General features: G+C 58.6%; 16 protein-coding genes and 1 pseudogene. 3 read left to right on the forward strand and 14 right to left on the reverse strand.

The features are described from left to right. Positions 1-12 precede the first annotated feature (12 nt). Positions 13-1,062, reverse strand: a complete 1,050-nt coding sequence (locus ACA058_RS09555) for an ABC transporter substrate-binding protein (RefSeq protein ID WP_497638848.1) — start codon at positions 1,060-1,062, stop codon at positions 13-15. Positions 1,063-1,179: 117 nt separating this feature from the next. Here ACA058_RS09555 and ACA058_RS09560 point away from each other — a divergent pair, with 117 nt between their 5' ends. After that, entirely contained in the window at positions 1,180-2,211 is a 1,032-nt protein-coding gene (locus ACA058_RS09560; protein ID WP_497638849.1) for a GlxA family transcriptional regulator, read from the forward strand. 24 nt (positions 2,212-2,235) lie between these two features. Here ACA058_RS09560 and ACA058_RS09565 read toward each other — a convergent pair. The 4 genes and pseudogenes from ACA058_RS09565 to pcaQ all read right to left on the reverse strand — a co-directional run. Then, positions 2,236-2,316: pseudogene (locus ACA058_RS09565) on the reverse strand (GNAT family N-acetyltransferase); the annotation flags it as partial. 169 nt (positions 2,317-2,485) lie between these two features. Next, entirely contained in the window at positions 2,486-3,088 is a 603-nt protein-coding gene (pcaG, locus tag ACA058_RS09570; RefSeq protein ID WP_497638850.1) for a protocatechuate 3,4-dioxygenase subunit alpha, read from the reverse strand. Between the two features lie 12 nt (positions 3,089-3,100). Further along, positions 3,101-3,820, reverse strand: coding sequence for a protocatechuate 3,4-dioxygenase subunit beta (gene pcaH / locus ACA058_RS09575; protein WP_497638851.1), 720 nt, complete (start codon positions 3,818-3,820; stop codon positions 3,101-3,103). Between the two features lie 126 nt (positions 3,821-3,946). Continuing rightward, on the reverse strand, positions 3,947-4,876 hold the full coding sequence (gene pcaQ, locus ACA058_RS09580) for a pca operon transcription factor PcaQ (protein WP_497638852.1): 930 nt from the start codon (positions 4,874-4,876) through the stop codon (positions 3,947-3,949). A gap of 520 nt (positions 4,877-5,396) precedes the next feature. Between pcaQ and ltrA the strand changes: the two genes are divergently transcribed. Continuing rightward, positions 5,397-6,764, forward strand: coding sequence for a group II intron reverse transcriptase/maturase (gene ltrA, locus ACA058_RS09585; protein ID WP_497638853.1), 1,368 nt, complete (start codon positions 5,397-5,399; stop codon positions 6,762-6,764). Between the two features lie 506 nt (positions 6,765-7,270). On the opposite strand, the gene ACA058_RS09590 is transcribed toward ltrA, so the two are convergent. The 3 genes from ACA058_RS09590 to ACA058_RS09600 all read right to left on the reverse strand — a co-directional run bounded on the left by ACA058_RS09590 (position 7,271) and on the right by ACA058_RS09600 (position 9,634). After that, a complete protein-coding gene (locus ACA058_RS09590; RefSeq protein ID WP_497638854.1) occupies positions 7,271-8,614 on the reverse strand; it encodes an MFS transporter in 1,344 nt (447 codons plus the stop codon). A gap of 123 nt (positions 8,615-8,737) precedes the next feature. Next, positions 8,738-9,019 carry a hypothetical protein gene (locus ACA058_RS09595; protein WP_497638855.1) on the reverse strand — a complete coding sequence of 94 codons (282 nt, stop codon included), beginning with the start codon at positions 9,017-9,019 and terminating at the stop codon, positions 8,738-8,740. 159 nt (positions 9,020-9,178) lie between these two features. Continuing rightward, positions 9,179-9,634: an eCIS core domain-containing protein gene (locus tag ACA058_RS09600; protein WP_497638856.1), complete on the reverse strand. Its 456-nt coding sequence runs from the start codon at positions 9,632-9,634 to the stop codon at positions 9,179-9,181. 414 nt (positions 9,635-10,048) lie between these two features. On the opposite strand from ACA058_RS09600, the gene ACA058_RS09605 reads away from it, so the two are divergent. Next, positions 10,049-12,175: a TonB-dependent siderophore receptor gene (locus ACA058_RS09605; RefSeq protein ID WP_497638857.1), complete on the forward strand. Its 2,127-nt coding sequence runs from the start codon at positions 10,049-10,051 to the stop codon at positions 12,173-12,175. Between the two features lie 60 nt (positions 12,176-12,235). Here ACA058_RS09605 and ACA058_RS09610 read toward each other — a convergent pair whose 3' ends face one another. The 6 genes from ACA058_RS09610 to ACA058_RS09635 all read right to left on the reverse strand — a co-directional run bounded on the left by ACA058_RS09610 (position 12,236) and on the right by ACA058_RS09635 (position 16,972). Further along, the gene (locus ACA058_RS09610; RefSeq protein WP_497638858.1) at positions 12,236-12,607 is read right to left on the reverse strand and encodes a hypothetical protein; all 372 of its coding nucleotides are present in this window, start codon (positions 12,605-12,607) and stop codon (positions 12,236-12,238) included. A gap of 119 nt (positions 12,608-12,726) precedes the next feature. After that, positions 12,727-12,861, reverse strand: a complete 135-nt coding sequence (locus tag ACA058_RS09615; RefSeq protein ID WP_497638859.1) for a hypothetical protein — start codon at positions 12,859-12,861, stop codon at positions 12,727-12,729. Between the two features lie 55 nt (positions 12,862-12,916). Then, positions 12,917-13,852, reverse strand: coding sequence for a copper homeostasis membrane protein CopD (gene copD, locus ACA058_RS09620; protein WP_497638860.1), 936 nt, complete (start codon positions 13,850-13,852; stop codon positions 12,917-12,919). Between the two features lie 3 nt (positions 13,853-13,855). After that, positions 13,856-14,239: a copper homeostasis periplasmic binding protein CopC gene (gene copC, locus ACA058_RS09625; protein WP_497638861.1), complete on the reverse strand. Its 384-nt coding sequence runs from the start codon at positions 14,237-14,239 to the stop codon at positions 13,856-13,858. A 56-nt stretch (positions 14,240-14,295) separates the two neighbouring features. After that, positions 14,296-15,183: a copper resistance protein B gene (locus ACA058_RS09630; RefSeq protein ID WP_497638862.1), complete on the reverse strand. Its 888-nt coding sequence runs from the start codon at positions 15,181-15,183 to the stop codon at positions 14,296-14,298. A gap of 10 nt (positions 15,184-15,193) precedes the next feature. Next, positions 15,194-16,972, reverse strand: a complete 1,779-nt coding sequence (locus ACA058_RS09635) for a copper resistance system multicopper oxidase (RefSeq protein WP_497638863.1) — start codon at positions 16,970-16,972, stop codon at positions 15,194-15,196. Positions 16,973-17,008 lie beyond the last annotated feature (36 nt).

Here is a 17,008-nt window from a genome sequence, read left to right on the forward strand (position 1 = left end):
AGACCTCTTGAGCTAGTTGGCGGTGACTTTGCGGTTCCAGTCGTTGGTGACACTGGCGCGTTGCGCGTTGATCTGGCTCCAGTCAAACAGGCGCAGGCTATCGATCGAACCGCCCACGCCCCATGGCAGTTTGCGAGCCACATCTTCAGCGACTTCGACACCTTTCACCGCCGGGCCCAGGTACAACTTGCCGGCCAGGCAGGACGCGGCTTCCTTGGTTAGCGCGGTGTTGATGAACTGCTCGCCGGCCTTGCTGTTTTTCGCCCCCTTGATCAGGTGCAGGCGCGCATCGGTGGCCCAGGCACCTTCCTTGGGAATGGTGAAGCCGATGGGCGCGCCCTTGTCGATCAGGTCCCAGGCACCCACGTTGAAGTGCGCGCCGATGATTGCTTCGCCACTCTGAAAGGCATTGGTGGCGGCACCCGAGCTGTCGAAGAACAGCGCGGTGTCCAGCGCGCCCAGCTTGGTGTAGACCTGCTCCAGGTTTGCCCGGTCGATGCCCCAGACATCGGCCATGAAAAACACGAACGGCACTCCGGAAGAGTTGGCGGGCGAGGGCAGGGCGATGGCGCCGGCATACTCCGGTTTCCACAAATCTTTCCAGCTGGCAGGCGCCTCTTTGATTTCCTTGGTGTTGTAGGTCAGGCCAAGGGAGTAGAAGCCGCTGCTGACGGCGAAGGTATGGCCATCCTTCGCGTATACCGCTTTTTCCTGCACGTTCTTGAGGTTCGCGATGGCCGCGGGATCAAGATCGGCGACGACGCCGGCGGCATAGGCCATTTCACTGATGCCGCCGTCCATCCAGGCAACATCAATGGTCGGGCTGGACTTCTGTTGCTGGAGTTTGGCCAAGGTGGTGGTCGAGGTGCCGACCTCCGCTGCAACGGCGATCCCGGTCGCTTGCGTGAAAGGTTCTGCAACACATTTGAGGAAGGCTTCACCCCAGTTGCCGCCATACAACGCAACGGTCAGCTTTTGCTGTTCAGCCAGGGCGGCCTGTGAGGATATGCAGCCGGTAACTAAAAGAGCGACGGTGATTTTCTTACCTGTCTTCAGTTTCATCGTGTGTCCTCTGGGGCGTTGTTGGACTTGTTCCCCTTGCCTGCATCTTGCTCGTATCGTTGATGCGAGCGCTTGCACTTCGGGGTCTTAAAGTTGAATAGTTAGGTCATGCCAAAAATGACTCAGATAAACCAGGATTGCCATCTGCCTGACTCCCTCGGAGCCGGGGCGGGAAACCGCCCGCAGCTGTCAGTGGGGCTGGTCCTTCTGGATCAATTCACGTTGGCTGCGTTTTCCGGCTTTATTGATGTGTTGCGCTTGTCCGCCGACCTGGGTGGCGGCAGCCGGCAGATCCATACGGCGTGGCGCGTGATGAGCGTCGACGGCTTGCCGCGAACCTCCAGCGCCGGGATCACCCTGGAAGTGTCCGCAGGCCTGGCCCAAGACCTGGACGCGTTCGACTATGTGGCCATCTGCGGTGGCAACGACTATCTCAACACCCATCTGCCGGCCCATTTTCGCGACTGGCTGCAGCGCATAGCGAAGAGCCGCACGCGGTTGCTGGGCATCTGCACCGGCACTTTCGCCCTGGCGCAGGCAGGTGTGGTTGGCAATCGGTCGGTGTGCGTGCACTGGAATGTGCTGGATGCGTTTCGTGCACGTTTTCCCAAGACCCCGGCAGCGGTGGATCATCTGTTCATCGATGAGGGCGACCTGATCACCTGTGCCGGCTCGACTGCAGCCATCGACCTGGGTTTGTACCTGGTAGCCCGGCATTGCGGACGGGAAAAAGCCCAGCAGGCTGTGCGGCATATGATGCTGCAGGGGATTCGTCAGGGACGGCAGCCACAGGCGCACTTCTACGCAAATCTGGCAGACATCAAGGATGAGCGCGTGCGCCAGGCTGCGCACTATATCGAGCAACGCATGGACAGCCTGCCCACCCTGGATGCCATTGCGCGTTATGTGGGGCTCGGGCGGCGCCAGTTGACGCGTGCGTTCCAGCAGTCGCTGGGGCTTTCACCGATGGAGTTCCAACGCTCGCTGCGGGTCGAGTACGGCGGCTGGCTGCTGGTGAACAGCCAGAGCAGCATCACGCAGATTGCCATGGATTGTGGCTTCTCCGACGGTGCTCATTTCTCCCGCGAGTTTCGCGCCCGGTTTGGCGTGTGTCCGCGGCAATATCAGCGTCAGGAAGGGTCGAGCTGATTGAGTGGCGCTTGCCATCAGGTACCTTCCAATGCCTTTGCCTTGATAGGATGGGTCGACTAAGTTTGAGCCAGCGCCGTGGGGCAAAAAAAAGACCCGGTCCATTGCTGGCGGGTCTTTGGGTTTCCGGTCTTTTCAGCTCACGAAAACGTTCACGACCCGCCCGTGGCGGTCGTGGTGTTCGTGGTCGATTTGATGCGCAGTGGAGTCATGACCCAGACCGTATCTTGCGTGCGTTGGTCATGCAAGTGAACGGCAGGCCCATACCGCGTCGTCAGAAGTCGAAGAACACGGTTTCCGCTTCACCTTGAACATGAATATCGAAGCGGTACGCCAGCTTGCCATCCACCGTGCAGCGCCTGGCGATCAGCGATTCGCGACGATGGGGCTGTTCGATCAGATTCAACACGGGATCCACGGCATTCGCCTCGGGTTCGTCGTCGAAGTACAGCCGGGTCTGCAAGTGAATGTTGATGCCCCGGGCAAACAGCGCCACGTTGATATGCGCAGCCATGGGAACGCCCGAGGCGTTTTTCACCACGCCAGGCTTCACGGTTTTGATCGTCCATTCACCGACATCGGTCGTCGCGGTACGGCCAAAACAATTGAAGGGTTTTTCCAGATCGAAAGCGCTGTCGTAGACGCCTTCGTGATTGGCCTGCCAGCACTCCAGGAACGCGTCGCGAATCAAGTGACCATTACCGTCATACACGTGGCCCAACAATAAAATGTGCTCACCTGGCGCGCCAGGTTTGGCCATCTCATTCCAGATTTCCTGCTCGCGCGGCGCGTTGCCGGCAGCTTCCAGCGCCAGGCCGATATGGACATAAGGGCCGGCGGTTTGCGACGGGGTTTCAGGCAGAAGTTGAACGGGCATGCGCAGGCCTCCTCAGCAGTTTTCGAAGTGGGTCTTGCGCTGACCGCGCAGGACGATATCAAAACGATAAGCCAGGCAATCCATGGGATTGGCCATGCTCATATCCAGCCTGGCGATCAAACTCTGCACCGCGTCCTGATTCGCGATCGACTTGACGATCGGGCACATGGGGATCAGCGGATCACCTTCGAAATACAGCTGGGTAATCAAGCGCGTGGCAATCGACGGGCCACTGATGGAGACATGGATATGCGCAGGGCGCCAATCGTTGGGGCCGTTGCGCCATGGGTAGGGGCCGGGTTTGACGGTGCGGAAGCTGTAGTTGCCATCGCGGTCGGTCAACGCACGACCAACGCCGCCGAAATTCGGGTCGAGGGGGGCCAGGTAACTGTCTTTCTTATGCCGGTAACGGCCACCGGCATTGGCTTGCCACATCTCCACCAAGGTGTGGGGAATCGGCTTGCCGTACTGATCACAAACCCGGCCCGCCACGATGATGCGTTCGCCGATGGGCAGGCCGCCGTGATTGAAATTCAACAGCAGATCGTTATCGTGCCGACCCATCTGCAGATGGGAAAAATCCGGGCCGCTGGTTTCGGATAAAGACTGGGGGATGCTCACCAGAGCCTGGCGGGGGGAGCGCAGGATCGAAGTCTTGTAGTCAGGCGTCAGGCCCTTGGGATGCCAATTACGGTCACGAATGACGAAGCGGCTGTCGTGCGCATCAGACATGTCGATTTTCCTATTGTTTTGGTGGGACGGAGGAAGGCACTGCGTTGGCAGCGTCTGGTAACCCAGTGTCCTCTTGTACGACCTAACCCAAAATTGAAAAAAACGACCGTATACATATCCAGATGGTTATGGATATTTGCCCTCGCGATACTCCTGGCCGACCTCACGCAGTGCCTCCACGCACCACTGCGCCGCCGGTGTCACCGGCAACGCAGGATTCGTGCAGAGCCCCACGGAGCCACCCGGCTCACGCATGCCCAGATCCAGCTCGACCAACTCACCCTGCCTCAAGTCCTGCCTGACAGCGTCGAAAGGGGCGACCCAGATTGCCTGGCTGCATTGGACGTAGCGTCGACTCAGGGCGACCGACAGGGTTTCCAGGCGTTGGCGTGATGGCGTTATCCCGTGCTGCACAAACAGGCTGTCGGCGAATTTGCGGATCGTCGTCCCCGCCGACGGCAATATCAGCGGATAGTCTTCGAGGTTTTTATGCCCTTGCGGATCGGCGAGCACCGGATGGCCGCTACGTACCACCAGGGTCATGGATTCGCTGTACAGGTGTTCGAACGCCAGCCCGAGAATCAGTGGGCTATCGGTCATCCGGCCCACCACCAGGTCCAGCTCACCGACACGCAGTCGGGATAGCAAGTAGGCACTTGGGCCGGTCACGACACTGACCACCAACGCCGGGTGGCGGTCGTGTAAACGGCAGACAACTTCAGGTACCAACAGGCTTTCGACGGTAGACAGCACGCCGAGCTGCACGGTTATGGGCTCATGGACACCCGAGCGCAAACTGTTGACCCCGTCGCGAAGCGATTGCACGCTCGGCCCTGCGTATCGCAGGAAGGCCACGCCGGCCTCGGTCAGCGTCGAGCCCTTTTTACCCCGTTCAAACAGCCTGGCCTCCAGCAGGGTTTCCAGTTCCTTCAGGGTCTTGGAAAGCGCCGGCTGGCTGATTGCCAACTTGTCGCAGGCACGTGCCAGGCTGCCCTGGCGCGCTACCTCGAGAAAACATAGCAGATGACGGAATTTGATTCGGTTATCGATGCTCAATCGGGGGGCTCTGCCTTGGTGGTTTGGCGTCTATTATTGTTGGATTTGCAGCGTTTGTGCGGCTGCTCCGGCCATTTTTTGGGGTACATATCCATTTCTGCGGTAACGGCCGCTTATGGTTTCGCCCTTACGGCGAGTCCCTTGTGCGCCCAGCATGGGCGCCATCCTAGAGGTGAAAGTCCTCTCTTAAGCTGGCCACAGCGAATGAAGCGAAGCGCAACTGCATGAGGGTGACCGAGTGTGGGAAGGAAGCGTGGAGCGTAAACCGCGAGCCGAGGTACACGAACCGCATCTGAGGCGTCACCGGTCAGGGCGAGCAGCCAAGGTTCTGCGAAGCTCTTGTGGCCAAAGTGCCGGGGACGTAAATGCGGCGGTTGTGCGGTGAAGGATGGCGTTCTTACCTGGGGAGATCTCGCCTCATGCCTGAAAGGGCGACGGCGCAAGCCGGAGCGAGAAGTCAGCAGAGGCCGTAGTAGCTGCGTTGCAGCGAAGGGCTGAACGAGAAGGAGTGAGGTTCACCATGGCGATACAACAGGCCTTGCATCAGATGCCCGGGAAACCGGGGCGGGACGGAGCTGCGACGGGTGAAACCCGACGCGAAGCGTCCAGCGATGAAGCTGGTTGTCCGCGTCATGACCTGAACCGCATGGGGTCAGGGCTTCTGCAAGAAGCCCTGACCAGAGAAAACCTGCAACTGGCGCTTAAGCGAGTCCGGTTCAACAAAGGTGCTGCGGGCGTCGACGGTCTTGGGATCGATGAGACGGTCGAGCATCTGAAAACGGCCTGGCCCGTGATACGGGCGCAGTTGCTGGCGGGAACGTATCGGCCAAGCCCGGTGCGTAGGGTTCTGATCCCCAAACCGGAGGGTGGCGAGCGCAAGCTGGGCATTCCGACGGTGACGGACAGACTGATCCAACAGGCGCTGTTGCAGGTTTTGCAGCCTCTGCTGGACCCGGGATTCAGTGATCATAGCTATGGGTTTCGTCCCGGTCGCAGCGCTCACCAAGCGGTACTGGCGGCGCAGCAATATATTCATTCGGGGCGGGACATTGTGGTGGACGTCGATCTGGAGCAGTTCTTCGACCGCGTTGATCATGACCTGTTGATCGCTCGACTGAGCAGAAAGGTAACCGACCGAGGCGTTCTGCGTCTGGTCCGGGCCTATCTGAACAGCGGGACGTTGATCGATGGCGTAGTGCTAGCCAGTGAACGAGGGACGCCGCAAGGCGGCCCACTTTCACCCTTGCTGGCCAATGTATTGCTGGACGAGGTGGACAAGGAGTTGGAGCGACGAGGCCACTGCTTCGTCAGGTACGCGGACGATGCGAACGTTTACGTCCACAGCCTCAAGGCCGGTCAGCGGGTAATGGCAGTGCTCCGTCGCCTTTATGATCGACTTAGGCTGCAAGTGAACGAGAGCAAGAGCGCGGTTGCCAGTGCGTTTGGCCGCAAGTTTCTGGGCTACGGCTTTTGGCTGTCAGCTCAAGGCGAGATCAAACGCTGGGTGGCAAGCAAGGCGCTACAGACGCTCAAAAGCCGCATCCGACAGCTGACGTCTCGTAATGGAGGCCGAAGCCTGTCGCAAGTGGTGGAAGGTCTGAGACTGTACCTACTGGGTTGGAAAGCGTATTTCGGTTTATCGCAAACCCCACGCCTCTGGCACCGGTTCGATGAATGGATCCGCCGACGACTCAGGGCCATCCAGCTCAAACAATGGAAAACCGGAAGGAGAACGTACCGTGAACTGCGCAAACTTGGAGCAGGGCCTGACTTGGCCGCGGCGATAGCCAGCAACAGCCACAGGTTCTGGCACAACAGTGTCGGTCTGATCCATGGAGTGCTTACGGTGGCGTGGTTCGACCGATTGGGTCTACCTCGACTCTGCTGACCTCAACTTCTCGAACCGCCCGGTGCGGACCCGCATGCCGGGTGGTGTGGCAGGGGCGCGGCCAGATGGCCGCCTCCTATGCCGATTTTCAAACGCCGGAGTGCCGGCCCAGCAAAAAGGAACCAAAAGGCTTTGCCCCACCACTCGGTGCCTCGCTAGGGCTCGGCATGCCCTCTCTCCGGCATTGCTCCGTGGGTCGCCGCGATGGGCCGTCCCTGGCCCAGCGCGGCTAAACCGGCGTCCTGCCGGTTTACCCACTGCGCAATGCCTGCGTTCGGCCATCGTGGTTAACGGGGCGCTCGCGATCAAAAACAAAAGCGAGGCGGCCTGACAGCCGACCTGACTTCAAGCGAACATGTTTCCCTGTAGGAGCGATGCTTGCTCGCGATGGACGTCAACGATAACGCGCCCTGTCTGGATGAGCGCGTTGTCTGGACATTTTTCGTCGGAATGCCGACCGGAGCGGACTCGCTCCTACAGGGGGTTACATCCAGTCAAGTAGTGCTTCAGGCCACAGCCCGCACGCCTGCACCTTTCCCCTGCGCCTGCGCCTGCACGTCATGCAGGGAAATCCTTGACGTCTCCGGCAATGCCAGTCCACCCGCCAGCGCCAGCAATGCAATCGCGATCAGATAGAACGCCGGCGACAGGTTGCTGCCGGTGGTGCTGATCAGCCACGTCGCCACCAGCGGTGCAGTGCCGCCGAAAATCGTATACGCCATGTTGTAGGTGATAGCCGAGGCGGTGTATCGAGTGCGGGTAGGGAAGGTTTCCGAGAGCAAGGCCGCCGTGACCACTCCACACAACACCGCGCCAACAGCCAGGAGCATAACGCCAGCGACGGACGCTGCGAACGAGCCGGAGCTGGCCATCAGGAACGATGGATACACGGCCACAATCAACAGTGCGCACGCGGTCATCACCGTCATTCGACGCCCAACCCGGTCCGAATACAGCCCGGCCAGCGGGCAGATCGCCGCTGCGAACAGCAAGGCAATCAGTGACACCAGCAACGCTGTTGCGCGACTCAGGCCACCGGCGACTTGCAGGTAGGTCGCGAAGTAGGTGGTGAACATATAAAACGACAGCGCCGTGAGCGACACAAAGGCGCCCAGGCAACAGATGGCCGCACCATGGTTGCGCAAGGTTTCCTTGAGTGGGGAATGGGCCACTGCATGTTCCTGGGTCACCGCCTGGAATGCCGGTGTCTCATCGAGCTTCCAGCGCAGGTAAAGACCCACCAGGCCCAGCGGCGCGGCAATCAGGAACGGCAGGCGCCAGCCCCAGCTACCCATGGCTTCGGCCGATAAGGACGCCTCGAGTGCGTAGGCCACCACGGCTGCCGCGGCGAAGGCGGAAAAGGTCGACACCGGAATGAAGCTGCCGTACCAGGCGCGTTTATCACTCGGTGCATGCTCCATCAGATAGGCACAGGCACCTGCGTATTCTCCCCCGGCGGAAAAACCCTGGGCACAACGGATCAGGGAAAGAAGAATGGGCGCCGTGACCCCGATCGCTGCATAAGTGGGTAGCAGACCGATCAAGGTCGTCGCACCGGCCATCAGCAGAATCGTCATCGCCAGGGTGCGCTTGCGGCCGATCCTGTCGCCCAGCATGCCGAAGAAAATCCCTCCAAGGGGCCGAAACGCAAAAGCCACGGCGAATACCGCAAAGGTCTTGAGCAGCGCGGCACTGGCATCGCCGCTGGGGAAAAATTGCTGGGCGATGGTCGTGGCCAGAAAGCCATAGACGGCGAAGTCGAACCACTCGACGAAGTTGCCGATGCCAGCAGCCACAATCACTCTTCTGAGTGTTTTTGGGCTGACTTGTTCTGTAGTTGTGCTCGTCATGCTTGACCTCGACAGTTCGTCAGTAAGCTATCGATTATCGAGGCAGGCGCTGCAGCGGTTCACTTCAAAAGTGTCATCCACGTAGTCAGTACCGACGTCATGCAGTGTGTCAGACCACGACACTTATTTTGTTTGCGGTTTTATTTCCGTTCTTATTTGAGTCCCGGGCACGAAAAACTGATTGGGATCATCGGCCTTCTTCAGGTCGACCAAGGCTCGGCAAATGCAATGTGAGAATTGTTCCTGCAACGTTTCGGGGTCTTGCCAGGCCATGGGTGATGTCTGCGTTTTTTGTCCCTCGACCGTTTTATAGCAGACACAATTGTCGAGTCGGGTGACGCCGTTATCGCTCTGGCAAGCAGTGGTAAGCAAAGAGATCGCGATGAGCATGACGAAGCGTTTCATTGGCTCCTCTCCGAGGCTGTTGTGAAGGGCTGACTCTAAATAGATCGCCCAACAGTAGAGGGAAGCTTAGCTGTCATTTTCCATCGCTCCATCCACTGGCAGCCTTTGATTGTGGATTCAATCGGTCGATGCAGCAGATTGGCGTTCAACCCTTTGAACTCACGGATCTGGAGGAAGACCTGGCTGGGCCGCGCTGGCTCTCAGCGCTTTGGCGACCTGGGTTTGAATCTCGTAGGCGGGCGCCTCGACGGCTGTGTAGTCACGGGTGTAGCGAGTGGCAAACTCGCTGACGCCCCATTGCTGGTACTGCTGCACGTGCTTCAACTCATGCGCCCATAGCGCGACGTTGTTCAGTGCATCGTCCTGACTGCGAAAGACGATGATGTCTACAAGTGTGACTGCGTTTATATCGGGGTTCTGCAGCATGGTGTGCGCGGCGTTCAACTCTGCATCATCGCCGACCTTGTAGCGGGCCGAATCGAGCACCTGGATGTCATAGTAGGGTTCGAGCTGGGCACGGATATTCAGCGGGATTGTTCGAACATCGCCGGTTGCCGCGGTGTTGCGCGATTGAACGATCCAGTTCTGTAATCCAGCGGCCGCTATCTGGTTCATGTTTTCGAAGATCTCCCCGGTGTCCTCCTTGGAGCCAGGAGCACAAAAACAGGCGACCACACAAACCTGGTACTGACCTTCCGGGCAGGCGAAAGCAGAAGACGAAGTGCCAACGCAGAAGAGCGGTATCGCCAAGCGCAAAACTTGACGTAGAAAGACGGCTGACAATGGGCTCTCCCAGAGGCAAAGGTGGTCGGCAGGCGATCATTCGAGCGCCTCGCGCCGTTGTCCTGCCTCGCGTTCGACCGCTGTTACTGCTGCTCGATTCCCTGGGACCCACGTTTTTTTCAGCCCATTGCCTAAGAAAATACAAATGAGAATACCTATCAAAAGCTGATGATGCGGTATACCATGCGCCGCGAATTTATTGGCATGTATGCCGTCCCATTTGGCTTTTCTCTCAAGGCTTCCTAGATGCGTCGTACTCTGCTGTCTATCTGTGTGCTTCAGGCGTTTTCCGTTTCCTCCTGGGCGGAGCAAGCGACAACCGATAAAACCGGTCTGGAGTTGCAAGCGACCGACATTGTTGGCACCGCTGACCTTGAAACCGCCACGGGGCCAGTGGACGGCTATCGCGCAACCCGTTCGGCCAGTGCAACGCGTACCGACACGTCGATCCACGAAACCCCGCAGTCCATCAGCGTGGTGACCAAAGATGTCGTCGAGGACATTAGTGCAACCCGGTTGCAGGACGCGCTCGATTACGCCGGCGGGGTGGGACGGGCCAACAATTTCGGCGGCCAGGGGCTGACCACCTTCACCGTGCGTGGCTTTACCACCGGTGAGTTCTATCGCAACGGGTTCCCGATCAACCGTGGTTATCCGAACATGCCGGATGCGAACACCATTGAGCGGCTTGAAGTATTGCGCGGCCCTGCGACCACTCTTTACGGCCGAGGCGATCCTGGCGGCACGTTCAACGTGGTCTCCAAGCAGCCGCTGGCCGAGCGCACCGTCACGCTGGGCAGCCAACTCAATGATCAGGGAATGAAGCGTGGCACGCTGGATGCCTCTGGTCCGCTTGACGAAGAGGGCCGCCTGGCCTATCGCCTGAATGTGGTGGGAGAGGGCGGTGATACTTTCCGCGATCATGTTGAAACCGAACGCTATGGCGTGACGCCAGTTATTTCGTGGCAGGCCAACGACGACACCAAGGTGATCTTCGAAGGCGATTTCATGCGCAACAATCACCCGCTGGATCGCGGTGTGACACGCTATCCGAATCAGATTGGCACCGCGTCGCGTGACACGTTTTTCGGTGAAAAAGACGTTGGCAAGTTGCACAACGACAACAACATGGCCCAGCTGCGTTTCGAGCACTTCCTGAATGACAACTGGACATTGGGCGGTGGTTTTCAGTGGCTCGATGGCACCTTGCAGGGCAACGCAATCGAAGCGAATGGCGTCGCCGCTGATGGGCGCACGCTGGGGCGCAACTTCAACTACCGCAAGCTGGAGTGGACAGACAAGGACACCCAACTGAACCTCACCGGGCATTTCTCCACCGGTGGTTTCGATCACACCTTGCTGACCGGAGTCGAGTACGAGGATTACGACTACAAGTCCATCATTCAGCGCTCCAGCGGTGCGGTGAGTGCCTACCCGATCGATATCTTCAACCCGGTGTATGGCCAGCCGCGTCCTGCACTGACCCGCACGCCGACCAACGACAAGGAAAATCTCAAGACCTACGCCGCCTTCGTTCAGGATCAGGTGGCGTTGACTGAGCGCTTGAAAGTCTTGGCGGGCGCCCGTTTCGAGCGCTTCGAGCATGACTACGAAACCTTTGTGCCGGGTGGCAGGAGCTGGGAAGCGAGCGACAATGCGGTGACGCCACGTCTCGGCGTGCTGTATGACCTGACCGATACTGTGGCTGTTTTTGCCAATACCGCACGCTCTTTCAAACCCAATAGCGGGGCCAGCCGAGAGGGTGGCGGCTTTGACCCGGAAAAGGGCAAGTCTTATGAGATGGGTATCAAATGGGAAGCGCTGGATCGCCAGCTGAGTGTGGACGCGGCGATCTACCAGATTGAAAAACGCAATGTCCTGACCACCGACCCCGTGGACTCGACCTTCAGCGTGGCGGCTGGCGAAGTACGCAGCCGTGGTTTTGATCTGAACGTGGCTGGCAATGTAACCCCAGAATGGAGAGTGATTGGCGGTTATGCCTATGTCGATGCCGAGGTCACCAAGGACAACGTGATCGAGTCGGGCACCCGGTTGATGAATATTCCGAAGAACAGCTTCAGCCTGCTCAACGTTTACGAATTCCAGGATGGCAATCTAAAGGGGTTGGGTTTGGGTGTGGGTGGCAAGTACGTCGATGAACGTGCAGGCCAGACGGCGAACACAGCGTTTTCGATGGGCAGTTACACCGTCGTCGATCTGCTCAGTTTCTACAAAATCAACGACAAGGTCAGGCTGAATCTCGATGTGAAGAACGTGTTCGACCGAGATTATGAAGAAGGCGCCTTTGGCAATGTCTATGCCTACCCTGGTGCGCCGAGGACGGTTCAGGTCGGTATTTCCTACACGTTGTAGCTCAATGGGAGGTAGCACATTCACTCGCCCGCCGCGTCGCAGGGCGGGTGAGTGAGCGGGTCAATGGCCCCTGGTCACGCCTGATGGCGCCAGGCGTTTCTGCCAATCGCCACCATGGGTGCGTTGGCACTCCTCCTCAGAGTCGAATCGGACAGTATGATCCGAAGGCTCCAGATCGATGTTTGCCTCGTTCAGCGCGATGGCCGTCAGCTCAAGAATCCGCACTTTCGCGTTAGCCTGGGCGAGCTTTTTGTCGGCCAGCGTTTCGAATACCCAGGTCACCTTCAGCGTTTGGGCAAGCGCGTTCAAATCAGCCGTATGGGTGAGCCAGGTAAAGCCTTTGATTTCAGATTTTGCTGTTTCGCATGCGTCGGTAAGTGTCGCTATCAAACGGCGCTCGATCCGTGCAAGTTCACGTTTGCCCAAGGGCATGGCGGGCTCCTTTGGAGATCAAAAAATGGGAGGTGCTGTGCATCGGATATGTACCCCTTGTCCTGGAAACCAGGCAGGTCGAATCTCGACAGTCGGATGGCTGACTTCGTGAACAGGCATTAGACGTTCACGCAAGCGCCACGACTCCAAGACACGATTATCCTCTGTTGTTTACTCAGCGGCACGAATATCAGGTCGGCCAGGCCCATGACTGAACCGAACAGATTGATGGGCAGGTTTTTGATCGACGTCATGCCTGCCATTCTCCTGCTCACTCGCAATAGCTATGATGAACAAGCCTTGGCAACACTAGTTGGAGGCTATCTCCAGATCGGGACTTAACGTTCCCAACCAAGCCACTAGCCCCACAATCAAAACCGCTGTCGATAACTCGACCAACACGCTGCGCCTTAACGCATTAACCGCCACTCGATATTCCCCCTCCCGCAACGACCGTTCCAAAAGCGGGCCAAGGTGAAATCGGTTCAATGCGGCCAGCACCAGCATCCCGGCAAACAACACCACTTTGATGATCAGCAAAGTCCCGTAGGTGCTTAGAAGCACGGCATCGAGTTTTGTGCCCACGATGAACAGATAGTTCACGACGCCTGTGACCGTGATGACGACTACGATCAAAGCGCCCACCGATTCGAATCGGGTGACGGCCCGGGCCAGCAATCTGATGCTCTCTTCGGTTTGCAGCGTGTCGAGCATTGCCATCCTGGCAAAAGCGACTAATGCACCAAACCAGGCGCCTGCCGCCAGTAGGTGCAGTATGTCCATCGCAAAATGCCAATAACGACGACTGCCTTCATCCATCGCCCCATGACCGCTCCAGGCAATACTAGCCAGGGCGATACCGCCGGCAATAGCTGCGACCAACAAGCTAACGCCAGGCGCACGCTGGTTGAGCATCACCGCTAAACCGCCAACAACTAACGCGATGATTCGCACGACCCAGGCCAGCCCTACGTCCGTCTCAAATACCATCATTTCAATATGCGGAAGCAGCTCAGCGAAGTCCGACTCCCCACTCATGGCGCTCGCCATCATTACCATGCTGGCGACAGACACCAGTACACCCAGCGCCGTCGTCCCCGCCAACATAGACCGAAACGGCAACACGGCTCCCGACACTCGCTCTCGTCCTTTAAGGCTGTACAACCCGAAAAGCGCCACGCCAAAGAGCAGCATCAAATCCATGTACAAGCCGAAGCGCAGGGCAATGCTGCCCCAATCGCTCATCAGTTACTTCACTTTGAACGAAACGTTGCCTGTGATCGGATGAGTGTCCGATGACACCGCGCGCCATTCGACTTTATAGCTACCAGCGGGCAATGGAGAGAGCGGCGTGATAACCATGGTTTTCGGATCGCTGCCGCCTGAGACTTTGGCCTTCATGGGCATCGGGGGGTGGGCCATACCGGGCATTTCGGTCATGACCAGTTTCGCGCCAGAGAATTGGGTCATGAGGTTTTCGGAAAAGTGCAGTTCGATCTTGCCGGGGGCCGCGCCGACCGCGCCTTCCTCCGGGGTAGAGGAGAGCAATTTCGGGTGCGCCTGAGCGAATGTGCTCATAAGCAGTGCGCTAGAAAGTGCGATGGCAACAGCGGTGGTTTTGATCAATCGCATACAAGGCCTCTCACCGCTTCAAGCGGTAATTTTTATGATTGTTAAGTAGACGCGTTCTAGAACCACAGCCGAACACCAAGGACCAGACGTGCTTCACTGCGATCCTCGCCGTCGTCCTTGGCATAATCGGCTGTTTTGCCGTAGGTGCGGTTCCAGGTCACGCCGATGTAAGGGGCAAACTCCCGGCGGATTTCATAACGCAGGCGCAGGCCCGCTTCAGTGTTAGACAGGCCAGAACCGATGCCTCGTTGCGGGTCGTTTTTGCTGTAAAAATCAAGTTCGGCGGTAGGCTGCAAAATGAGTCTGTTGGTCAGCAGGATGTCGTAGTCGCCTTCCAGTCGCGCGGCGGTTTGGCCACCTTCACCGATAAACGCCGTGGCCTCGGCTTCGAAGTTGTACAGCGCCATGCCTTGCACGCCGAACGCCGCCCAGGTTTGCGGGTCGCCGGGTTTGAAATCCTGCCGAACGCCGCTCACCACGTCCCACCACGGGGAGATGGCGTGGCCCCACAGTGCCTGGACTTGCGCATCTTCGGTCTTGCCGTTGGTACGTTCGCCTTCGGAGCGCAGCCACAAGCGGTCGATATCGCCGCCGATCCAGCCTGAGATATCCCAGGCCAGGGTGCTGCCATCATCAGCGTCCTGCCATTCGAGCTTGTCGGCAAGGAAGTAATGGTTGAGCGCGGAGTCATGGACGTTATGGCCGTTTGGGCTGACGAACACGGCGGCGCGGTCGGCATCGGTCAACGTCGGGATCGGCGTGCGGCTTTCGGTAGGCGCGGCAGGCTGCATTTGCCCGTCGTCCATGCTTTGCATCTGGCTGTGGTCCATGCCCTGCATCTGGCTATGATCCATGTTCTGCATGTCGTCCGTGGCGGCCATTGCCGAAGACAGTGTCAGGCTCGCGGTCACGAGCGCCAAAGAAATCGGGGTGATCCTGATCATGGGTAGCGCCTTATTCTTCCACGCGAACTTCACGGAACATGCCCATTTCCATGTGGTACAGGAGGTGGCAGTGATAGGCCCAGCGGCCGAGCGCGTCGGCGGTCACCCGATAACTGCGCCGTGAGCCTGGCGGCATGTCGATGGTGTGTTTACGCACCATGAACTGGCCGTTCTCGTCTTCAAGGTCGCTCCACATACCGTGCAGGTGGATGGGGTGGGTCATCATCGTGTCGTTGACCAGCACGATGCGGATTCGCTCGCCGTACTTGAGGCGCAGCGGTTCGGCGTCGGAGAACTTCACGCCGTTGAACGACCAGGCGAACTTCTCCATGTGGCCAGTGAGGTGCAGTTCTATGGTGCGGCTGGGGTCGCGGCCGTCCGGGTCTGCGAAGGTGCTGCGCAAGTCGGAATAGGACAGGACGCGACGACCATTGTCACGCAGGCCGAGGCCAGGGTCATCAAGCTTGGGTGAGGTGGTCATAGCTTGCATGTCCACCAGCGGATTGTTGTTTTCCGTCGCGGGGTGGGACTGCATTTCGCCCATTCCAGCCATACCGCTGTGATCCATGCCGGACATGCTGTCCATGCCTTGCATTGAGCTGTGGTCCATACCCGTCATCTGGCTGTGATCCATACCCGCCATGTCGCCGCCCATACTGCCGTGATCCATACCGCCCATACCCATGTCATCCATGGTCACCTGCGGTCTCGGGTCCAGGGGTGGTATCGGCGCGGACAAGCCCACCTTCGCCGCCAGCGTGCCGCGGGCATAGCCAGTACGATCCATAGACTGGGCAAACAGGGTGTAGGCATCCTGGGTCGGCTCGACGATCACATCGAATGTCTCCGCCACCGCGATGCGAAACTCGTCAACGCTCACCGGTTTGACGTGCAGACCGTCCGCCGCGACCACCGTCATTTTCAGACCGGGAATGCGTACGTCGAAGTAGGTCATGGCGGAGCCGTTGATAAAGCGCAGGCGCAATTTCTCTCCGGGACGGAATACACCGGTCCAGTTCATGTCAGGCGCCTGGCCGTTCAACAAGTAGGTGTAAGTCGCGCCGCTGACGTCGGCAAGGTCCGTGGGATTCATCTTCATTTCGGCCCACATCTTTCGATCTGCGACGGTGGAACCCCAACCTTTCTCGCTGACGTCGTGGATGAAGTCGCCCACGGTGCGCTTGTTGTAGTTGTAGTAATCCGACTGTTTTTTCAACGTCTTCATCAGGCCGCCCGCGTCTTCGTCGGTCCAGTCGGTCAGCATGACCACGTAATCGCGGTCGTACTGGAACGGCTCCGGCTCCTTGGCATCGATCACCAATGGACCGTAAACACCGGACTGTTCCTGAAGCCCCGAATGACTGTGATACCAGTAAGTGCCGTTCTGCCGGACCTTGAATTGATAGACATACATCCCACCCGGTTCGATGCCGTGAAAACTCAGGCCCGGTACGCCGTCCATGTTGGCCGGCAACAAAATGCCGTGCCAGTGAATGGAGGTATCGGCATTGAGCTTGTTCCTCACACGCAGCGTAACCGTGTCGCCTTCGCGCCAGCGCAGCAGGGGGCCGGGTATGCCGCCATTGATGGTCATAGCGGTGCGCGGGTTGCCGGTGATGTTGACCGGGGTTTCGCCGATGAAGAGGTCAAAATCGGTACCGGCCAGGACATTCGCCTCGCCGGGGCTGGTAATCGCCCAGACTGGTGTGCGCCATAGCCCGAGGCCGCCGAGAATCCCGGTGGCGGCGAGCCCCTTCACAAAGGTTCGTCTTGATGTTGAAGGTCGCATGACGCTTTGTTCCCAGTCAGTCGGATGACAGAGCAA

The organism is Pseudomonas sp. LBUM1649 (assembly GCF_059716155.1).

Coding starts and splice junctions, on each gene's coding strand:
- ACA058_RS09555 (WP_497638848.1), bottom strand. CDS start 1,062: ATGAAACTGAAGACAGGTAAGAAAATCACCGTCGCTCTTTTAGTTACC.
- ACA058_RS09560 (WP_497638849.1), top strand. CDS start 1,180: ATGACTCAGATAAACCAGGATTGCCATCTGCCTGACTCCCTCGGAGCC.
- pcaG (WP_497638850.1), bottom strand. CDS start 3,088: ATGCCCGTTCAACTTCTGCCTGAAACCCCGTCGCAAACCGCCGGCCCT.
- pcaH (WP_497638851.1), bottom strand. CDS start 3,820: ATGTCTGATGCGCACGACAGCCGCTTCGTCATTCGTGACCGTAATTGG.
- ltrA (WP_497638853.1), top strand. CDS start 5,397: ATGGCGATACAACAGGCCTTGCATCAGATGCCCGGGAAACCGGGGCGG.
- ACA058_RS09590 (WP_497638854.1), bottom strand. CDS start 8,614: ATGACGAGCACAACTACAGAACAAGTCAGCCCAAAAACACTCAGAAGA.
- ACA058_RS09595 (WP_497638855.1), bottom strand. CDS start 9,019: ATGAAACGCTTCGTCATGCTCATCGCGATCTCTTTGCTTACCACTGCT.
- ACA058_RS09600 (WP_497638856.1), bottom strand. CDS start 9,634: ATGAACCAGATAGCGGCCGCTGGATTACAGAACTGGATCGTTCAATCG.
- ACA058_RS09605 (WP_497638857.1), top strand. CDS start 10,049: ATGCGTCGTACTCTGCTGTCTATCTGTGTGCTTCAGGCGTTTTCCGTT.
- ACA058_RS09610 (WP_497638858.1), bottom strand. CDS start 12,607: ATGCCCTTGGGCAAACGTGAACTTGCACGGATCGAGCGCCGTTTGATA.
- ACA058_RS09615 (WP_497638859.1), bottom strand. CDS start 12,861: ATGACGTCGATCAAAAACCTGCCCATCAATCTGTTCGGTTCAGTCATG.
- copD (WP_497638860.1), bottom strand. CDS start 13,852: ATGAGCGATTGGGGCAGCATTGCCCTGCGCTTCGGCTTGTACATGGAT.
- copC (WP_497638861.1), bottom strand. CDS start 14,239: ATGCGATTGATCAAAACCACCGCTGTTGCCATCGCACTTTCTAGCGCA.
- ACA058_RS09630 (WP_497638862.1), bottom strand. CDS start 15,183: ATGATCAGGATCACCCCGATTTCTTTGGCGCTCGTGACCGCGAGCCTG.
- ACA058_RS09635 (WP_497638863.1), bottom strand. CDS start 16,972: ATGCGACCTTCAACATCAAGACGAACCTTTGTGAAGGGGCTCGCCGCC.